15 protein-coding genes and 1 tRNA gene are annotated in these 17,052 nt (G+C 53.8%); 12 read left to right on the forward strand and 4 right to left on the reverse strand.

All coding sequences use genetic code 11. The annotated features are described in order from the left end of the window. Position 1: 1 nt before the first annotated feature. Positions 2 to 1,312 carry an MmgE/PrpD family protein gene (locus tag ACO6VX_RS02520; protein ID WP_422457587.1) on the reverse strand — a complete coding sequence of 437 codons (1,311 nt, stop codon included), beginning with the start codon at positions 1,310 to 1,312 and terminating at the stop codon, positions 2 to 4. Between the two features lie 79 nt (positions 1,313 to 1,391). Beyond that, positions 1,392 to 1,937: an N-acetyltransferase gene (locus ACO6VX_RS02525; RefSeq protein WP_022624974.1), complete on the reverse strand. Its 546-nt coding sequence runs from the start codon at positions 1,935 to 1,937 to the stop codon at positions 1,392 to 1,394. 252 nt (positions 1,938 to 2,189) lie between these two features. Between ACO6VX_RS02525 and ACO6VX_RS02530 the strand changes: the two genes are divergently transcribed. From ACO6VX_RS02530 to ACO6VX_RS02545, 4 genes are all read left to right on the forward strand, one after another. Continuing rightward, on the forward strand, positions 2,190 to 3,260 hold the full coding sequence (locus tag ACO6VX_RS02530) for an iron-containing alcohol dehydrogenase family protein (protein WP_089414028.1): 1,071 nt from the start codon (positions 2,190 to 2,192) through the stop codon (positions 3,258 to 3,260). 47 nt (positions 3,261 to 3,307) lie between these two features. Next, positions 3,308 to 4,621, forward strand: coding sequence for an LLM class flavin-dependent oxidoreductase (locus tag ACO6VX_RS02535; RefSeq protein WP_154210393.1), 1,314 nt, complete (start codon positions 3,308 to 3,310; stop codon positions 4,619 to 4,621). A 185-nt stretch (positions 4,622 to 4,806) separates the two neighbouring features. Beyond that, a complete protein-coding gene (locus tag ACO6VX_RS02540) occupies positions 4,807 to 5,088 on the forward strand; it encodes a hypothetical protein (protein ID WP_010247933.1) in 282 nt (93 codons plus the stop codon). Positions 5,089 to 5,186: 98 nt separating this feature from the next. Then, complete coding sequence (locus ACO6VX_RS02545) at positions 5,187 to 5,588, forward strand: cell envelope integrity TolA C-terminal domain-containing protein (protein ID WP_010670921.1); 402 nt, start codon at positions 5,187 to 5,189, stop codon at positions 5,586 to 5,588. Between the two features lie 76 nt (positions 5,589 to 5,664). On the opposite strand, the gene fhuE is transcribed toward ACO6VX_RS02545, so the two are convergent. Continuing rightward, a complete protein-coding gene (fhuE, locus tag ACO6VX_RS02550; RefSeq protein ID WP_422457589.1) occupies positions 5,665 to 7,827 on the reverse strand; it encodes a ferric-rhodotorulic acid/ferric-coprogen receptor FhuE in 2,163 nt (720 codons plus the stop codon). Positions 7,828 to 8,222: 395 nt separating this feature from the next. On the opposite strand from fhuE, the gene ACO6VX_RS02555 reads away from it, so the two are divergent. From ACO6VX_RS02555 to ACO6VX_RS02565, 3 genes are all read left to right on the forward strand, one after another. Next, a complete protein-coding gene (locus ACO6VX_RS02555) occupies positions 8,223 to 9,311 on the forward strand; it encodes a YncE family protein (protein WP_029519393.1) in 1,089 nt (362 codons plus the stop codon). A gap of 298 nt (positions 9,312 to 9,609) precedes the next feature. After that, positions 9,610 to 9,963, forward strand: coding sequence for a type II toxin-antitoxin system RelE/ParE family toxin (locus ACO6VX_RS02560; protein WP_010670918.1), 354 nt, complete (start codon positions 9,610 to 9,612; stop codon positions 9,961 to 9,963). Between the two features lie 4 nt (positions 9,964 to 9,967). Continuing rightward, a complete protein-coding gene (locus ACO6VX_RS02565) occupies positions 9,968 to 10,270 on the forward strand; it encodes a helix-turn-helix domain-containing protein (protein ID WP_010247918.1) in 303 nt (100 codons plus the stop codon). Between the two features lie 90 nt (positions 10,271 to 10,360). On the opposite strand, the gene ACO6VX_RS02570 is transcribed toward ACO6VX_RS02565, so the two are convergent. After that, positions 10,361 to 10,436: transfer RNA gene (locus tag ACO6VX_RS02570), tRNA-Asn, on the reverse strand. A gap of 505 nt (positions 10,437 to 10,941) precedes the next feature. Here ACO6VX_RS02570 and ACO6VX_RS02575 point away from each other — a divergent pair. From ACO6VX_RS02575 to tssD, 5 genes are all read left to right on the forward strand, one after another. Beyond that, positions 10,942 to 11,865 carry a sugar ABC transporter substrate-binding protein gene (locus tag ACO6VX_RS02575; protein WP_010247907.1) on the forward strand — a complete coding sequence of 308 codons (924 nt, stop codon included), beginning with the start codon at positions 10,942 to 10,944 and terminating at the stop codon, positions 11,863 to 11,865. A gap of 32 nt (positions 11,866 to 11,897) precedes the next feature. After that, positions 11,898 to 13,382 carry a sugar ABC transporter ATP-binding protein gene (locus ACO6VX_RS02580; RefSeq protein ID WP_033758305.1) on the forward strand — a complete coding sequence of 495 codons (1,485 nt, stop codon included), beginning with the start codon at positions 11,898 to 11,900 and terminating at the stop codon, positions 13,380 to 13,382. 23 nt (positions 13,383 to 13,405) lie between these two features. Continuing rightward, positions 13,406 to 14,431 (forward strand): ABC transporter permease, encoded by a 1,026-nt coding sequence (locus ACO6VX_RS02585; protein WP_174819610.1) that lies wholly within the window; start codon positions 13,406 to 13,408, stop codon positions 14,429 to 14,431. A gap of 454 nt (positions 14,432 to 14,885) precedes the next feature. After that, positions 14,886 to 15,803: a nitrogen assimilation transcriptional regulator NAC gene (gene nac, locus ACO6VX_RS02590; RefSeq protein WP_010247899.1), complete on the forward strand. Its 918-nt coding sequence runs from the start codon at positions 14,886 to 14,888 to the stop codon at positions 15,801 to 15,803. A 749-nt stretch (positions 15,804 to 16,552) separates the two neighbouring features. Then, on the forward strand, positions 16,553 to 17,044 hold the full coding sequence (tssD, locus tag ACO6VX_RS02595; RefSeq protein ID WP_010670916.1) for a type VI secretion system tube protein TssD: 492 nt from the start codon (positions 16,553 to 16,555) through the stop codon (positions 17,042 to 17,044). Positions 17,045 to 17,052: the final 8 nt, after the last annotated feature.

The following is a 17,052-nucleotide window of genomic DNA, read 5'->3' on the forward strand; positions in this document are numbered from 1 at the left end:
GTTACAGGGCGCTCAGCATTGCGCGCCCCAGCGCCTGCAAATCTGCCGTTGAACGCAGCTCACTGGCTGCCAGCAGACCGGGCGACGACGCCTGCAGCGCCAGCAGCAGTTTCCTGTTTACATCCACACTCTCTGCCAGTGACTGCTGGCGCGTGCGGCGCTGATGCAGCTTTGTGCTATCACTCAGCGTCAGCGTGACGTCATGGAAGCGCAGGGCGGGATTAATCGCATCGGGCGGCGCGCTGTTATCGGGAGTACGACGGACGCGGGCGGCCAGTGGCATAATCTGATGATTGAGATCGCCTTCGGCGAAATCCTGCAAACGCAGATCGCCGTAGATCAGCATCGCAGCAATCACATATTCCAGGCTGAAACGCGCTTCAATGCCGTGCTTCGGAACGGATATGGAAGCGGCGATGTCACCGCCTGGCGGGAAGGCGACGGTGATATCGACAATCTGGCTCAGCAGCGCATCAAGAGGTTTGCCGGCTGCCAGCCACTGCTGGCGCAGCATTTGTGCCGCTTCCGCTGCGCTGTGGGTACCCGCGCAGGTTGGGAAAGGTTTGAACTCCAGTCCGGGCGCGCTAATCCGCCAGGGGCGGCCCCAGTTTTCCAGCAATTTCTCCGGCTGCGCCTGACCCGAACTGCTGGCTGCCAGAAAAGCCTCAATCACACCCGCCTGACGGCCCTCTATTCCGGCCAGTGTCAGCAGAGCCGCTGACACCGCACGTTCTGCGGCAAAACCAGCGTGCAGTGGTTTCACCGCCGAACCAAACTGTGCGCGTAGCCCGCTGGCCTGGGTGGCAGCGATCCCCAGCAGGGTCGCGGTTGCATCACTCTCCAGCGCCAGCAAACGCGCCAGTGCCGCCGCCGCTGCCAGGGTGCCCAGCGTTGCCGTGTTGTGATAGCCCAGCGCGTAATGTTGCTGGCTGACAGCCAGTCCCAGACGACCAGCCATTTCCACACCTGTGACGTAAGCATCCAGAAAACGGTTCAGGCGCTTTGGCTGATATTGCTGCCAGGCGAGCAGGGCGGGCAGGATCACTACGCTGGGGTGACCGCGAAAATCGGCATGAAAATCATCGTAGTCCAGCGCATGTCCGGCATAGCCCAGCAGCAGCGCCTGCGAGCGCACGCTGCCGTCGCGGTAGATTGTGCGCAGTGCCGGTAAGCCGCTATCCGGCACCTCGCCCTGTAACACCGGCCAGCTCACCGCCAGGAAGTCCCGCACACCTTCACGCGCGTGCTGGTGCGCTGACTCATCCGGCTGACTATAAAGGATATGTTCAGCCAGCATTACGCTTAGGTTCATTGCGGTCGCTCCGGAAAATGGTGTAGTTCGTGGCGAAACGCGATCGGCTGTTCGCCCAGTGATGCGGGATTATCGCTGCTCATAGCGGGTTTCCTTCTGCTGCTGTCTGGCGGCTCAGCCAGGCATCATGTGCCGCCGGGTCCAGTACTTTTTTCATATAGAGGGTGATGTGACCTTTACCGAGATCGCGGGTATGCATCGGCTGGAAGCCACGTTTCAGATACATCTCTTTCAGCCAGGGGTGATGGGTGGCGGTGCCCAGCGAGACCGCAGGGGCATGCAACTGATCGATCAGGATTTCCTGCTCTAACCGATCCTGAACCTGGCGACCAAAATGGTGGCCGGGATAGTCGGGATGCGCGCCAAACCAGCCGATATGCGGCAGCCCAAACGGGCCGGGCAGCGGCCCCCAGGGATAGCGAACGGTCACTGATGAAACCATCTGGTTACGCATGTAGAGCGCATACACACCATGATTCTGCAGATGGCGTAATGCTGTAGCGCGGTCAGCCGTGGCGGCATCAAATTTAATGCCCAGTGCTTTAACGGGTGCATAGGCGGCATGCATCAGTGCCAGATAAACATCTACCTCATCTTCTCTGACCTGACGAAAATCGAGTTGCATAATATTTCCCGGAAAACTGCCAGGCAGGCAGTTAATTCATTCAGCCAGAATGAGAGATTAACAGTAAAAGCCGGGTCGCTATGTGTGAAAAATAACTAACCTAATGCGGATTTGTGAATATGAAATGGCCGGTTATTGATTGCTTAAATTGTTATTTGTCGTAGTATTCAGAAAAGAAATTAAATTCCATGAGACACTATTAACTCATTGTAATAAAAGTCTTTTTCTATTTGATATAATCAGGATGCTGCTGTGTTAGCCATTACATCTCCGCGAGCCTATGCGCATGAGGCGGGCCTGCGCATCCGCGCCGGTCAGTTTATTAAACCCTATGCCACCCATATTCGTATTTTTACCTCTCCTCAGGCGTGGCAGGCGGTTAATCCGGAATTAAGCCAGAGTCTTGAAGAAAATGGCATCCGCTGGCAGCTCGACTATTTAGAGGGCGAATGTACCGAACAGGCCATCGCCAGCTTAAAACATCATATCGCACAGCAGGGCGCAGAACTGCTGCTGGCGATTGGGGGTGGACGCGTGCTGGATGCGGCTAAAGCCGCTGCCAGCCAGTTGCCGACGGTCACGCTGGTTAACTTTGCGACCCAGGCGGCAACCTGCGCGGCCTGGTCACCGATTGCCATCATCTATAACGAGCAAGGCGGCCATCTGCGCAGCCAGCCGCTGGGGAAAATGCCGGAGCTGGTGCTGGTGGACAGTGAAGTAATCGCCCGGAGCGACGTGCGCTACCTGAAAGCGGGTATTGTGGATGCGCTGGCCAAATATTATGAATTCCGGCCTTACCAGCAGCACAACCCTGATGATCTGGCTTTGGATCTTAAGGTGATGACCGCGCGGCAGGCGCTTGACACTTTCCGGCAGCAGGGAGACGCCGCGATCCTGGCCTGCCAGCAGCAGCGGGTCACGCCTGAACTGGTCAGAGTCATTGATGCCACTATCGTGCTCGCCGGACTGGCGAACAGTGTGCGCGACCTGCTGCCGACGCCGGGCTTTGCGCACGCCATTCACAATCGACTGACGCACCTGCCGGAGCTGCATCACTGGCTGCACGGTGAGAAAGTCGGCTTCAGCCTGCTGGTGCAGTCGCTGATGGAACATGACGGCGTCGCGGATGCGGAACTCCTTGCGCTGCTGCGACACTACGATATGCCGCTGAAGCTGCCGGTGTTACGCGGCGATCGCCATAGCGCGCTGCGCAACATCGCGCAGCAGATTAAATTCCCCCAGGCCTGCGCAGAACGGCTGCCGTTTAGCGTCTCCGCCCGCGCGCTGGAACAGGCGCTGCTGGCGACGGACACCCTTTTTTAAGCGCGCGCTGTGGCGCGCCTTTTCACCTTACAGACCAGGAATCGTTCATGAATCATTTCACTCCATCACGTCGCCTGCGGCTCGGCCTGTTTGTTCAACCGGTGGGTCAGCACGTGAGCGGCTGGCGTCTGACGGAACAGCTGGGCGATCCCACTGATATCGACTGGCTGATCACGCTGGCTAAAAAAGCCGAAGCGGGTAAGTTCGACCTGTTCTTTGTGGGTGATGCACTGGCAACCAGCATGTATCGTCTGCCGTCGACCATGGCACGCCTTGAACCGCTGACGATGCTGGCGGCGCTGGCGGTCAACACCAGACGTATTGGCCTGGCCGCAACCGCCTCTACCACCTTCAGCGATCCCTTTACGCTGGCGCGCAGTTTCTCGTCACTGGATCACATCAGCCGTGGCCGGGCCGCGTGGAACGTCGTGACCTCGTTTTCCACTGACGTTGCACGTAACTTCAGCCGCAGCGATATGCCCGACCACGCTTCCCGCTATGCCCGTGCGCGGGAGTTCCTTGAGGTGGCAGACAAATTGTGGCAGGGCTGGGAAGCGGGGGCAGTACAGCCCGACAAAGCGACCGGGGACTATTTTGTTGATGAGAAGATCAAGCCGATCAACCATCAGGGCGAGCATTTTCAGGTACAAGGCCCCCTGAACATCACGCGTTCACCACAGGGACGTCCGGTGATTATCGAAGCAGGTTCTTCTGCTGATGGTCAGAAGCTGGCGGCTGAGACAGCGGAAGTGATCTTTACCGCCTCCGCCAGTCTGGAGGAAGCGCAAGCGTTCTATCGCACTCAAAAGGAGCAGGTCATTGCCGCCGGGCGTAACCCGGATCATGTTGTGATCATGCCCGGTGTCATGCCGATTATTGGCCGCACGCGTGAGGAGGCGAAGGCGTTGTGGAAAAAGCTGAATACGCTGGTGGATATTGAGAACGGGCTTCGTCAGCTCTCACTGCGGTTCAGTATGGATCTCAGCCAATATCCACTGGATGGCCCGGTACCGGAGGTTCCGCTGGGCGAAGGTAATCAGAGCCGCGTTAAGCTGATGACCGATATGGCAAAGCGCGAGAATCTGACGCTGCGTGAGCTGGCCGCCGTCGCCGCCGGTTCACGCGGACACCGCGTGATTGTCGGTACCGCTGAAGATATCGCCGACGACTTCCAGCAGTGGCTGGAGCAGGGCGGCGCGGACGGCTTTAACATCATGCCAGCCATTATGCCGGAACAGCTGGATCTGTTTGTGGAGCTGGTGATCCCGGAACTGCGCCGTCGCGGACTGTTTCGCGATGAGTATGAGTTTGCCACGCTGCGGGAGAATCTGGGGCTTGAAGTGATAACCGAAGAGAGTTAACAGCCACGGTCATCACGGGAAATATTACCGCAATACTGCATGCAGTTTGCTGGAAAAGGAGATGCGGTTAACTCAGCAGGGAGGCTGGAGCCTGTATTGTGCCGCACTATTTTCCAAAAGCGTTCTGCAAACCCATTCATACCCGATATAGTGCAAATCTATCCTCCGGGATGTGAGATCGCTGAATGTCAGAATACAGGTTCTATACCAAAGGCAAATACACTGTTGCACTTGAAAGATCGGACGTAACACGAGCTTTCGATCTGACAGAGCAGGGTTATAAAAAACAGTTCGAGGAAGTTCGTGCCTCAGATGAAAAACAGGCACTCGCACGCTTCGCGGATATCCGCAGGGACAAACGCATCGACCAGCACAACTTTCTGGCGGGCGCGGCCACGATGCCCCTGATTGGCGTATTAACAGCGATTGCTTTCTCTCTCTTCTGGCGAAAAAAAACGGGAAAATAACCCTGTGTTGATTCACTTTGCAGGGGTTTAGCTTAGCCTGATATCAGAATAACCAGGGAGCAGGACGCCGTCCCCTTTTCACCTAAAAGGACTTATCCATGAAAAAGATCATTCCCATTTTCTGCTGTGCCCTGTTAGCCGGTTGTGCGCCTCTCACTCCACACGAATGCATTAAAAAAAGCGCACTCGAAACCTGCAACTATAAACGTTCAGGAAAAGTCGGGGACAACGATATCTATGGTCAGCAGGCATCTGGCATTAAAAAAGCGCTGGATGCTGCACTATCAGAGCCGCACGCCTGGAAGGGGAAACGCTGTAATGCCCATCTGGATTTCAAAATTGATGGCACCCTGGATAATTTTATTATCAAAGGGGGCGATAAAGATTATTGCAACGCGCTCAAAGTGGCGGCAAAACGCGCCAGATTTCCGGCTTTCACCGACCAGCATGTTTTCGATGTGATGGGATCAGCGCGCTGGAATATGGAAGGACAGCCCTGACACGCATCATGCCTGTTAAATCAGCACACTAAACAGCCCGCAATCGCGGGCTGTCTGGCCTCTCAGCTCACCATTATCAGAACTGATAAGACACGCTGACATTTACGTTACGTGGCTCACCGTAAACGTAGCTGTTCATATAGCTGTAATATTCACGGTCGAAGAGATTATCGACGTTGGCCTGTACGGCAACCTGCTTATTCACCTGATAGCGGGCAAACAACGAGGCCAGCGGGTAGCTGCCCTGATATACCCGTACGCTGTCGCCGCTGGCATTGGTCACATCTTTAAACACCCGGTTCTGCCAGTTAATTCCGCCACCAACGGTGAGCTCGGGGATTGCGTCCAGCTGATAACGGGTGAAAAGCTTGAATGAGGTTTGCGGCTGATAGCTGTTGAACCGGCCACTTTTATCGCGAGCCACATAGCGGGTTGCGCCAAAGGTCAGCTGCAGATTATCGGTCAGCGCGCCATTCAGCTCGAACTCGGCACCCTTACTCACTGCACCTTTGGCGGCGTCATAGGCCTGCTCATTGCCGCTCAGATAAACGCCATCAATCGCCTGTCCGACGTTATCCTGCTCGATGCGGAAAATCGCCACGCTGGCGGTCAGCAGGCCATCGTTCCAGGCGGATTTCAGACCGGTCTCGTAACTTTTACCGGTCACCGGTGAGAGGTAACTGCCGTGAGTATCGCGATAAGTCTGCGGCAGGAAAATGGCGGTGTAGCTGCCATAGGCGGACCAGGTGTCATTAATGTCATACACCAGCCCTGCATAAGGCGTGGTGTTATTTTTAGTCATCTCTCCGCTGCTGCCATGGGTGCTCCACTGGGTATAGCGAGCGCCAATAATCAGCGACAGCGGATCGGCCAGCGACAGACGTGCAGCGCTATAGACCGATTTCTGACGAACAGTGTCATCAGCGTTGAGATACCAGCCCTGCCACTCCGGCTCCGCTAAGTTACCGGTCCAGCTATTATTGAAAATCCCCATATCGGCGGCAGTGATTTCACCCGCCTCCGCATCGCTGAATCCATCCTGACTGTAAGCGGCATTATGCTGGCGGCTGTAGCTTGCTCCGGCCATCAACAGGTGCTGACGACCCAGTAGTTCAAACGGGCCGCTGGCAAAGCCATCGATTGAATCCATTTTACGCTTGCCGCGATCCATACTGCCATAACCGGTAGTGCCTTCACCGTTCTCCTGATCGGGATTGCCCATCACATAGAGCAGCTTATCGCTGAAGGTATTCTCGGCGTGCGTGCCATTAATATGAATATTCCAGCCGTTATCGAAGTTATGGTCGATATCCGCAAAGACTTTGCGCGAATTAGTGTTGTAACGCGCCCAGTTAGCTGATGAATTCAGGCTGCGGTCGTAATGTGTCGTGGCGTTATTACTGTAAAACATCGGCAGGCCGCCCCAGGTTGGATTGCCGGTGTTGTCATCTTCATAGTCGTAGCCCAGTGACAGCGTCGTCTTATCGGTAAGGTCCGCATCAATCACGCCGTAGATGAATTTTTTGGTTTTTTGATAGCGATCCAGCCAGCTCTCCTGATCGGTATAACCGGTCACCACACGGCCGCGCAGGCTGCCATCGCTATTAAGCGGGGCAGAGAGATCCGCCACGTAGCGCTGCTTGTTCCAGCTGCCATAGCTGGCACTCAGCGTGCCGGTCGCGGTTTTGCTGTCAGCATGTTTACGCACCATATTGATCGAGGCCGAAGGGCTGCCCGCTCCGGTCATCAGGCCGGTCGCACCGCGCACGATTTCAATACGGTCATAGATTGCCGTGTCGGACGCCGCGTCGCCGTAATTCCATGTATCGTTAACCGAGGTCGGAATGCCATCGAAAGTGAAGTTGCTGACTTTGAAGCCGCGTGAATAGTACTCGGAGCGTTCACTGTCGATAAGATTGGTGGAGATACCGGTGGCGTTGGTCAGCACATCATTAACCGATTGCAGATCCTGATCCTGCATTCGCTGCTGCGTCACCACGCTGAGTGACTGAGGCACATCTCGCGGTGTCAGCATTAATTTGGTGCCCGCGCGGGTGGTCTGCACCGCGTAATTCTGCTTACCGCTGTCACTGGTTTCGTCAGTCGTGGCGCTGACCACCATATCCTGCGATATCTCCTCCGCCGCCAGGGCGGGGTGGAAGAGGGCGTGTATCGCCAGTGTCAGTAATGAGACGCTAAAGCTGTTTCTGAAACCTGATTCCCTGCCACTACGAGCCATAAAATTTTCCATTAAAAATTGGTATTGAGTTAAACCGTTGTGTCTTTGGTTGTTATTTTTTATCCACTCATCTTCTGGAGAAAGACGCTCAGCCAGTTATGAGAACGCCAATGATAATCATTTGCTTTATATATTCTTCAAAGGATTCAATCGAAAGTGTAACTTTATGTTAATTATTTATAATTCAATGTGATAGGAAAATTTAAAGCCTTTTAGTTGCTGGTGTTTATCAGATTTGAAAGCAGAAAAAGGGCATTCAGGTGGAATTTCACGGGGCAGTTAAGCGGTTTAACGCGGGTAAAATGACCGGACAGGTCTGGATAGTAGCGTCGTCATTTGATTACTGGCTGTTAATGCGTATGATTCTCATTCTTTATTTCCTGACGGAGTTCAGCATGAAATCGTTAAGCCCGCGCAAAGCCGCTGTTGCCATGGCAGTTGCCGCTGCCTTTAGCCTGACAGCGTGTCAGGCACCAGCTAAAAAAGCCGATGCGCCTGCCGCTGAAGCCCCAAAACCGGTTAATACCGCAGTGACACAACGCGCTCTGGGTGATGGTCTGTACGAAATGGCTTACTCCCCTGCGTCAAAAGCGTTGTTTGTCGCCAGCGCGCAGGCGTTTAAGGATGTGAACGGCGGCATGATCTATCGTCTCGATCCGGCCACGCTGACGACCAAAGGCGAAACGCATACCGACATGAAAAACTTCGGTACCGCTATCGATGAAAATGGTCAGGTGTTCTACACCACCAACTCACTGGATGGCGCGATCTCCAAAGTGGACGCCCAGAGTGGCAAAGTGCTGCAGCGTCTGGTGTTCCCGGGCAAGATCAGTAAAGAGGGCTATCCGGCGGGTGCGCGTGAAGTCCTGTGGCACGGCAACGAGCTTTATGTCGGTCGCGTAGCCGAACCGGGCTATATCTCCGTCGTAGATACCCGAACCTTTAAGCTGAAAACCGAGATTAAAAACGCCGGGAAATGGGTCACCGGTATCATCTATTCCCCGCTGACTGAGCGCATTTATGCGGCTAACGGCTCGGGTGAAATTCTGGTGATCAATCCACGCAGCCATAAAATCGAGAAGCGCTGGACCGCAGGCGATGGCAAAGAGTATCTGTTCCTGAACATGGCGGAAGATCCTGCTACCGGTCGCCTGTTTGTTACTGACGACTCCAAAGGCAAAACCACGCTGATCTTTGATGAGCGCACCGGCAAAGTGATCAAGCGTATCGAAGGTGATGCGATGGGCATCAAGTTCAACGCTAAACGCAATGAGCTTTACATCAGCCAGCGCGAATCGAAGAAAGTGCTGCAACTGGATGCCACCACCTACGCGGTGAAAAACAGCTGGTCGTTTGACAAGAACCCAAACAGCCTGCTGATTGGCCCGGACAACAACACGCTCTATGTCACGCTTAAGGCGGAATTCAACAAAGATTCCTCCACCAAAGGCACTGACGAGATTGCCCGTATCGCGCTGCCGTAATCACGCGCTAAAAGCGTCACTCTGCATTGGCAGGGAAGCGATGCGAACAAAGTTAAAGCCCGCTCCGGGAAGCCTGAGCGGGCTTTCTTATTGAGAACAACGCCTCACATCATCTCACCCCATAACCAATCCGGTACAGCTCGCAAAACGATGAAGGTTGTGTGGATTCATCACTGATCCGGCTGAACGCTTCTCTCACTTTGCACTAAAAGCACAGGCATCTGAAATCCCCCTGTGTCGCACTCGGTTATCGCTTTACACCTATATAGTATTTGACCTATATTAATAAGGAGATCCCGTGTGGATGATTAAAACGACGGAGAGGTTTGATCGCTGGTTTACCTTGCTTAATGAGAGCGATCGCGCCTGCGTACTGGCAGCATTAATGGTGTTGCGCGAAAAGGGGCCGGGGTTGTCCAGGCCATACGCGGATACGCTAAAAGGCTCTGTTTATATCAACATGAAAGAGCTGCGTATTCAGAGTCGCGGCGATCCGATAAGGGCTTTCTTTGCTTTTGACCCAAACCGAACGGCGATTGTGCTTTGTGCCGGAAATAAGGTGGGCAATGAAAAGCGTTTTTATCAGGAGATGCTTCCGGTTGCCGATCGGGAATTTACACACTGGCTGAATAGTTTTAAAGATGAGGAGTAACCAGATGGGCAGAACGCTTGAACAGCTTATTGCGGATGAAAAACCGGAAGTCGTTGCCGACGCACAGGCGATGGCGACGGATATCCTGCTCAACATTCACCTTGCCGAGCTGCGCGAGAAAGTGCAGAAAACACAGGTCGAAATGGCAAAGGCGCTGGGCATTACACAGCCTACCGTGGCGGGCATGGAGAAGCCGGGCCGCGACCTGAAGCTCTCCACGCTCAAGCGCTATATCGATGCGGCAGGGGGTAAGCTGCGGCTGGTGGTGGAACTGCCGGACGGCTCGCACTACGGGTTTGAGGTGTAAGCCATTCAGGCGGGGATGTCATGCCGCCGTGACCGAAAACATAAATGCAAAAAGCCCGCTCAGGTTTCCCTGAGCGGGCTTTTCTAATTCTGGCTCCTCTGACTGGACTCGAACCAGTGACATACGGATTAACAGTCCGCCGTTCTACCGACTGAACTACAGAGGAATCGCTTGAACGGGGCGAATATTAGCGGCGCAGATCCCGCTTGTCAAAGCCCTGTTTACCGAATTGCGTTCAGATGCTCGTAAAAGCAGCGGATTGGCGATTTTTACCCGATTCTGCTGGATTTTCAAACTGCCAACAGGATCTCACTTTGCGGGCATTTCTCCGCAGATGTTAGAGGCATGTCAAAGTTTTGTTGTTTGCCGATGTTAAAACAACCGTTTCAGTGCTTTTATGATAAAAATTTCAAAACGTGATTATATGGAATAAATAAACTGCTTATCATCACGGTCGTCATTATCGTCTGAAAGTGAAACGCTATTTTGAAGTTAACTGTTTGCAGATCAAGTGATTGTGAAAAGGAGTGGTCGATCACAAAAATAGTCAGAACATGAAGTCTTACCTCAAATTTCCCGAAACAGACGCCAGACAGGCTGGGTGAATGTAAAAGATATTTTTCATTCGCGGTCACAGCCGCTGAGCAAGTTAACAAATAAGAAGGGTCCCTATGAACATTAAAAAAACGATTGTCGCCTCACTGTTAGCCTGCATGTTACCTGCCGCGGTTATGGCAAAAGATATCTCAGTTGGTGTCTCCATGGCGCTGTTTGATGACAACTTCCTCACCATTCTGCGTACCTCAATGCAGAAAGAGATGCAGAAAGATGGCGTTAAAGGGCAGGTTGAGGATGCAAAAGGCGACGTTTCACAGCAGCTGCAGCAGGTTCAGAACTTTATCGGTCAGGGTGTTGATGCCCTGATCGTCAACCCGGTCGATACCAATGCGGTGAAACCGATTATGGACCAGGCGAGCAAAGCGGGTATCCCGCTGATCTTTGTCAACCGCCGTCCACAGGCTGAGCTGACCGGCAAAATGGCCTACGTCGGGTCCGATTCGGAACTGGCCGGACGCTTACAGATGGAAGCGCTGGCTAAAGCGATGAACGGCAAAGGCAACGTTGCCATCCTGATGGGTGACCTGGCGAATGAAGCGACCCGTGACCGTACCAAAGGTGTGGAAGAGGTTGCGGCTAAATTCCCTGGCATCAAAATTGTTCAGAAACAGACCGCCAAATTTACCCGTAACGATGCGGTAGACGTAGTCAGTAACTGGATGACCGCCGGTGATGAGATCAATGCCATCGCTTCTAACAACGATGAAATGGCGATCGGTGCGCTGCAGGCACTGGGTAAAAATCCGGACAAAATCCTGATCGCTGGCGTCGATGGCACACCCGATGCGCTGCAGATGCTGAAGCAGGGCAAGATGGTCGCCACGGTATTCCAGGATGCGCAGGGCCAGGGTGAAGGTGCGGTGCAGACGGCAATCAAACTGGTGAATGGCGAGAAAGTTCAGAAAGTCATCAATATCCCCTACCAGCTGATTACCAAAGAAAACATGGAACAGTTTACCAAGCGTAACCTGAAATAGTCGTTCCCGACCCAGCTGTACGGAGGTGATGTATGAACGCTTTTGCGCTTGAAGCCGAAGGCATCAGCAAGTTCTTCCCCGGTGTTAAAGCCCTCGACAACGTCTCGTTGCGGGTGCGTCCGGGAACGGTACATGCCTTGATGGGCGAAAATGGCGCGGGCAAATCCACTTTAATGAAGTGTCTGATCGGGATGTATCGTCCCGATCAGGGCACCATCAAAATTAAAGGGGAGCCGGTGCAGTTTCAGGACACCATGGACGCGTTGCGTTCCGGCATTTCAATGATCCACCAGGAGCTCAACCTGGTGCCTTACATGACCGTCGCCGAGAATATCTGGCTGGGTCGCGAGCCGATGAGATTTGGCTTTGTCGATCACGCCCGACTTAATCAGATGACGCAGGAACTGCTCAACCGCCTGAATATCCGCCTGAAAGCCGATCGGATGGTGGGCGAGCTGAGCATCGCGTCGCAGCAGATGGTTGAGATTGCCAAAGCAGTTTCATGGGATTCAGACATCGTGATCATGGATGAGCCCACCTCCGCGCTGACAGAAACCGAAGTAGCGCATCTGTTTACCATCATTCGTGACCTGCGGGAGCAGGGCAAAGCGATCATCTACATCAGCCATAAGATGGATGAAATTTTCACCATCACCGATGAAGTCAGTATCTTCCGTGACGGCAACTGGATCGCCAGCGATCAGACGTCGAAATATACCCGCCAGTCGCTGATTACCCAGATGGTGGGACGCGAACTGACCCAGCTGTTCCCGAAATTCAACAGCGCAATTGGTGAAGAGGTGCTGACGGTGCGCAATCTCACCTGCAAAGATCGTTTCACCGACGTCAGTTTCAGTGTGCGCCGGGGGGAGATCCTCGGCGTCGCCGGACTGGTGGGTGCGGGTCGCAGCGAGGTGATGGAGAGCCTGTTCGGCATGGAGAGCTTCGACAGCGGCGAGATCCTGATTGATGGCGTGCCGGTGACGATCGACTCACCCTCAACTGCAATTGAAAAGGGCATGGCGTTCCTCACCGAAGACCGTAAAAAGTCCGGCCTGTTTCTGGTGCTATCGGTAATGGAGAACATGAGCATCGTTAACATGCCGGAGTACAGCGGCAAAAGCGGGTTTGTCAGCCATGTGAAGATGGCGCAGGACTGCATGGATCAAATCCGTCGTCTCAACATTAAAACGCCAACCATGGATCAAATCATCAATAACCTCAGCGGCGGTAATCAGCAGAAAGTCCTGATTGCCCGCTGGCTGCTGGCGCAACCGAAGATTCTGATTCTGGACGAACCGACGCGCGGCATTGACGTCGGCGCGAAAGCGGAGATTTACCGCTTAATCAGTGAACTTGCCAACCGTGGCGTGGCTATCATCATGGTCTCCTCTGAACTGCCGGAAATTCTTGGCATGAGCGACCGGGTGATGGTTATGCACGGCGGGCGTATAACCGGCATCCTCGATAAAGAAGAAGCCGATCAGGAAACCATTTTGTCGTTGGCATCCGAGTGAGGCGCGAGACCACTATGAGCAATATGAAAGCTACTGCCACCCCGGCAGCCCCGCAGCAACCCTCTTTTTTTGCCAGCCTGCGTCATAAATTGCCGAAAGATACCGGCATTTTCGTGGTGATGGTGGGGATTGCGTTAATTTTTGAAATGTTCGGCTGGTACGTGCGTGACCAGTCTTTCCTGCTCAACACCAACCGTCTGATCCTGATTGTATTGCAGGTGGCGATTATCGGGATTATCGCCGTCGGCGTGACCCAGGTCATCATCACCACCGGTATCGATCTCTCCTCCGGATCCATTATTGCCCTGGCGGCAGTGGTGGCCGCGAGCCTGGCGCAGACCTCTGACAGCCTGTCGCCAATGTATCCGTCGCTGGTGAATATGCCTGCGGTGATCCCTATCGCGGCCGGTATCGGCGTCGGTTTGCTGGCGGGCGTGGTCAATGGTGTACTGATTACCCGCACCGGCATTCCGCCCTTTATTGCCACGCTGGGCATGATGGTGTCGGCACGTGGTCTGGCGCAGTATTACACCCAGGGCAATCCGATCAGCTTCCTTTCCGATGGCTTCACCTCAATCGGACAGGGTGCCATGCCGGTAGTCATTTTCCTGGTGGTGGCGCTGCTGTTCCATATCGCCCTGAAGCATACCCGCTACGGTAAATATGTTTACGCCATCGGCGGCAACATGACCTCGGCGAAAGTCTCCGGTATCAACGTTAATAAGTATCTGATTATCGTCTACACCATTGCAGGCGCGCTCTCTGGCCTGGCGGGTGTAGTACTGGCGGCGCGCGTCAGCAGCGGTCAGTCGAGCATGGGGATGTCGTACGAGCTGGATGCCATTGCTGCAGCCGTTATCGGTGGCAGCAGCCTGATGGGTGGCGTGGGCCGTATCACCGGTACATTGATTGGCGCAGTGATCCTTGGCCTGATTAAAAGCGGATTCACCTTCGTTGGTGTCGATGCGTACATTCAGGACATCATCAAAGGGATGATTATTGTGGCTGCGGTCTCTATCGACATGCACCGTAACCGCAAAAAACGTTAATCAGCAGGCGTTGCCTTCTTCCGGATGCGGGAGAGGGCAACGGTTGCTTTTTATCATCCGGCATTCGCCAGCGATAAGAAATCCTGCTGATAGCGGTTACATTTACTCCCTGTTTTTTACTCCTCTGTTCAGGCCCTGCAAGCCTTCATCAGGTGCAATGCGTTTCCACTGCACTCAAACTGTACAGCCTGTCATCACTTTTCTGCACGTCTGACTCGCAGCGTCTGCACTGTCACAGTGCGCCTGACGGCTTTACTCTCTCTTCTCAGCCATTCCTGATCCTTATTAACCCATAAGAGGTAATCAGAAACGCTTATTTTCCGGGCCGTTAGGAAAAATCTGGCTGCTTGATGGCCTGAGTTTTTTAAACCTGGCCTGCATCTTGCAAAATCTCTGTTATCAGGGCGATGGGATCAGACCCATTTCGCTATTCGGGGTGAGTGACGGAGGCAAGATGAATTTAAGACGACTGAAGTACTTTGTGAAAATCGTCGATATCGGCAGTCTGACGCAGGCAGCAGAAGTGTTGCACATCGCCCAGCCTGCACTCAGTCAGCAGGTCGCGACGCTGGAAAATGAACTGGATCAGCAGTTGCTGATTCGTACCAAGCGCGGCGTTACGCCAACTGAGGCGGGTAAGATTCTCTATGGTCATGCGCGCACCATTCTGCGCCAGTGTGAGCAGGCCCAGACTGCGGTAATTAACGCTGGTCAGGTACTGAGTGGACAGGTCTCGATTGGGCTGGCCCCGGGTACGGCTGCTTCATCGCTGACCATGCCGCTGTTACAGACCGTTCGCGATCAATTTCCGGAAGTGCTGGTTTATCTGCACGAAAATAGCGGCAGCGTGCTGAATGAGAAAGTGATGAACGGTCAGCTGGATATGGCGGTGCTGTACGATCGTGCACCCACTGCCGGGATCACCAGCATGCCGCTGATGAAAGAGGATCTGTTTCTGGTAGGCGCCACCGATTACCCGGGAGCCAGCGTCGATCTGGCCGATGTAGCGCAGATGAGTCTGTTTTTACCGCGCGATTACAGCGCAGTGCGCAAGCGGGTCGATGAGGCCTTTTCGCTGCGTCGTCTGAGTGCACGCATCATCGGTGAGATCGAATCGATTTCAACCCTGACCGCAGCCATTTCCAGCGGCATGGGCGTGACCGTATTACCTGAGTCCGCCGCCCGTTCGCTGGTGGGATCCACCGATGCCTGGATGTCACGCATCAACAGCCCGTCATTGAGTCTGCCGCTGTCACTGAACGTCTCCGCCCGGTTGCCGCTGTCACCTTCAGCGCAGGCAGTGAAGAACATTCTGCTGTCGCTGCTGAATAAGCCGCTGAGTGAGGAGCGGGAGTTAATGTTAGTGAGTTAAGAGGGCGCTTGCAGCGGGCTGGCAACCAGCCGGTTTCGCTTTGCAGCGGGTTGCACTGAGCGGGTTTCGCCCGCCAGGCGATGGAGGCTGTGAGCCTTTAGCAGCGGGTATGCACTGAGGAAGTTTCGCCCGCCAGGGGATGAGGAGTTTCAGGTTGCCCGAGCAGGCGGACGCGTCAAGGGGCGGACGCCCGCCCCTTAACAATCCCGGCGTCCGGCTGCCTGCGCGCCCCGCTGTGCGGGGTGCCTTCGTCACGCCCTGCGGCCGACGGACCGTCCGGACTCGCCATCCCTGGCTCGTACCGTCCTTTCGCCGACGTCCTGTCGGCTCATCCTTGCCTCCGGTTGTTCCTCAGCGCTGCGGACGCCTCTGGTAAACCTTCGTCTGTAATTTCTGTATTTATTTGCTGCACAGAGCTGTTTACTGGCTGGACAGGAAGAGGTTCTATCTTTCCATTTCGACACAATGTGAACTTCATAGCACGAATGATAAATCCATGTTGGCGTGAAGAATTGCTGATGCGACTTTTAAATTATTCTGAATAGCTTTTGGGCACGTTTTTTTTCTCTGATAGCGGTTATTCCGCGATCTCTATATCTGAAACAATAAAACTTCAATCAGGTTGATTTCACGCTGTATGAAAATTGATCTGATGTTTGCCGGAAGATAGTTTAATCAGGCTGTGAAAGCAGTGGGCCTGTCAGCAGAAAACAGGCTGGCTTTCTCTTTTTAAAATGGAGTTTAAAACGATGGCTATTCCAGCTTATCTCTGGCTTAAAGATGACGGTAACAACATTATTGTCGGATCAGTCGACGTGGCAGGTCGTGAAGGCGCTATTGAAGTCCTCGGCCTGAATCACGGCGTCATGCTCTCCACAGACAACGTGACGGGTAAAACAACCGCTGTCCGCGAACACGCTTCTTACAGTTTTGATAAAGAGATCGATAAGTCCAGTCCTTGTCTTTACAGGGCTGTGACCTCAGGTCAAAAGCTTTGCTCAGCGGAAATAAGATTTTACCGGATAAATGACGCGGGGCAGGAGGTGGAATATTTCAATACTTTGATGGAAGGCGTAACCGTTATCTGTGTGGGTCCGATGATGTATGACGTTAAATCCCGCTATGGTGAGGCGCGGGATCATCTGGAAACTGTAGAGCTGATTTACGAAAAAATTACCTGGCGATATGCAGACGGAAATATCGTCCACTCGGACAGCTGGAATGATCGAGTGACAGCATAAAGGAATAT

It is taken from the genome of Pantoea sp. BJFS-204, assembly GCF_049310725.1.
GTDB classification, from domain to species: Bacteria; Pseudomonadota; Gammaproteobacteria; order Enterobacterales; family Enterobacteriaceae; genus Pantoea; species Pantoea agglomerans.

Excerpts from the sequence above, each read along its gene's own strand:
- ACO6VX_RS02520 (WP_422457587.1), bottom strand. The coding sequence starts at position 1,312 with ATGAACCTAAGCGTAATGCTGGCTGAACATATCCTTTATAGTCAGCCG.
- ACO6VX_RS02525 (WP_022624974.1), bottom strand. The coding sequence starts at position 1,937 with ATGCAACTCGATTTTCGTCAGGTCAGAGAAGATGAGGTAGATGTTTAT.
- ACO6VX_RS02535 (WP_154210393.1), top strand. The coding sequence starts at position 3,308 with ATGAATCATTTCACTCCATCACGTCGCCTGCGGCTCGGCCTGTTTGTT.
- ACO6VX_RS02540 (WP_010247933.1), top strand. The coding sequence starts at position 4,807 with ATGTCAGAATACAGGTTCTATACCAAAGGCAAATACACTGTTGCACTT.
- ACO6VX_RS02545 (WP_010670921.1), top strand. The coding sequence starts at position 5,187 with ATGAAAAAGATCATTCCCATTTTCTGCTGTGCCCTGTTAGCCGGTTGT.
- fhuE (WP_422457589.1), bottom strand. The coding sequence starts at position 7,827 with ATGGCTCGTAGTGGCAGGGAATCAGGTTTCAGAAACAGCTTTAGCGTC.
- ACO6VX_RS02555 (WP_029519393.1), top strand. The coding sequence starts at position 8,223 with ATGAAATCGTTAAGCCCGCGCAAAGCCGCTGTTGCCATGGCAGTTGCC.
- ACO6VX_RS02565 (WP_010247918.1), top strand. The coding sequence starts at position 9,968 with ATGGGCAGAACGCTTGAACAGCTTATTGCGGATGAAAAACCGGAAGTC.
- ACO6VX_RS02575 (WP_010247907.1), top strand. The coding sequence starts at position 10,942 with ATGAACATTAAAAAAACGATTGTCGCCTCACTGTTAGCCTGCATGTTA.
- ACO6VX_RS02580 (WP_033758305.1), top strand. The coding sequence starts at position 11,898 with ATGAACGCTTTTGCGCTTGAAGCCGAAGGCATCAGCAAGTTCTTCCCC.
- ACO6VX_RS02585 (WP_174819610.1), top strand. The coding sequence starts at position 13,406 with ATGAAAGCTACTGCCACCCCGGCAGCCCCGCAGCAACCCTCTTTTTTT.
- nac (WP_010247899.1), top strand. The coding sequence starts at position 14,886 with ATGAATTTAAGACGACTGAAGTACTTTGTGAAAATCGTCGATATCGGC.
- tssD (WP_010670916.1), top strand. The coding sequence starts at position 16,553 with ATGGCTATTCCAGCTTATCTCTGGCTTAAAGATGACGGTAACAACATT.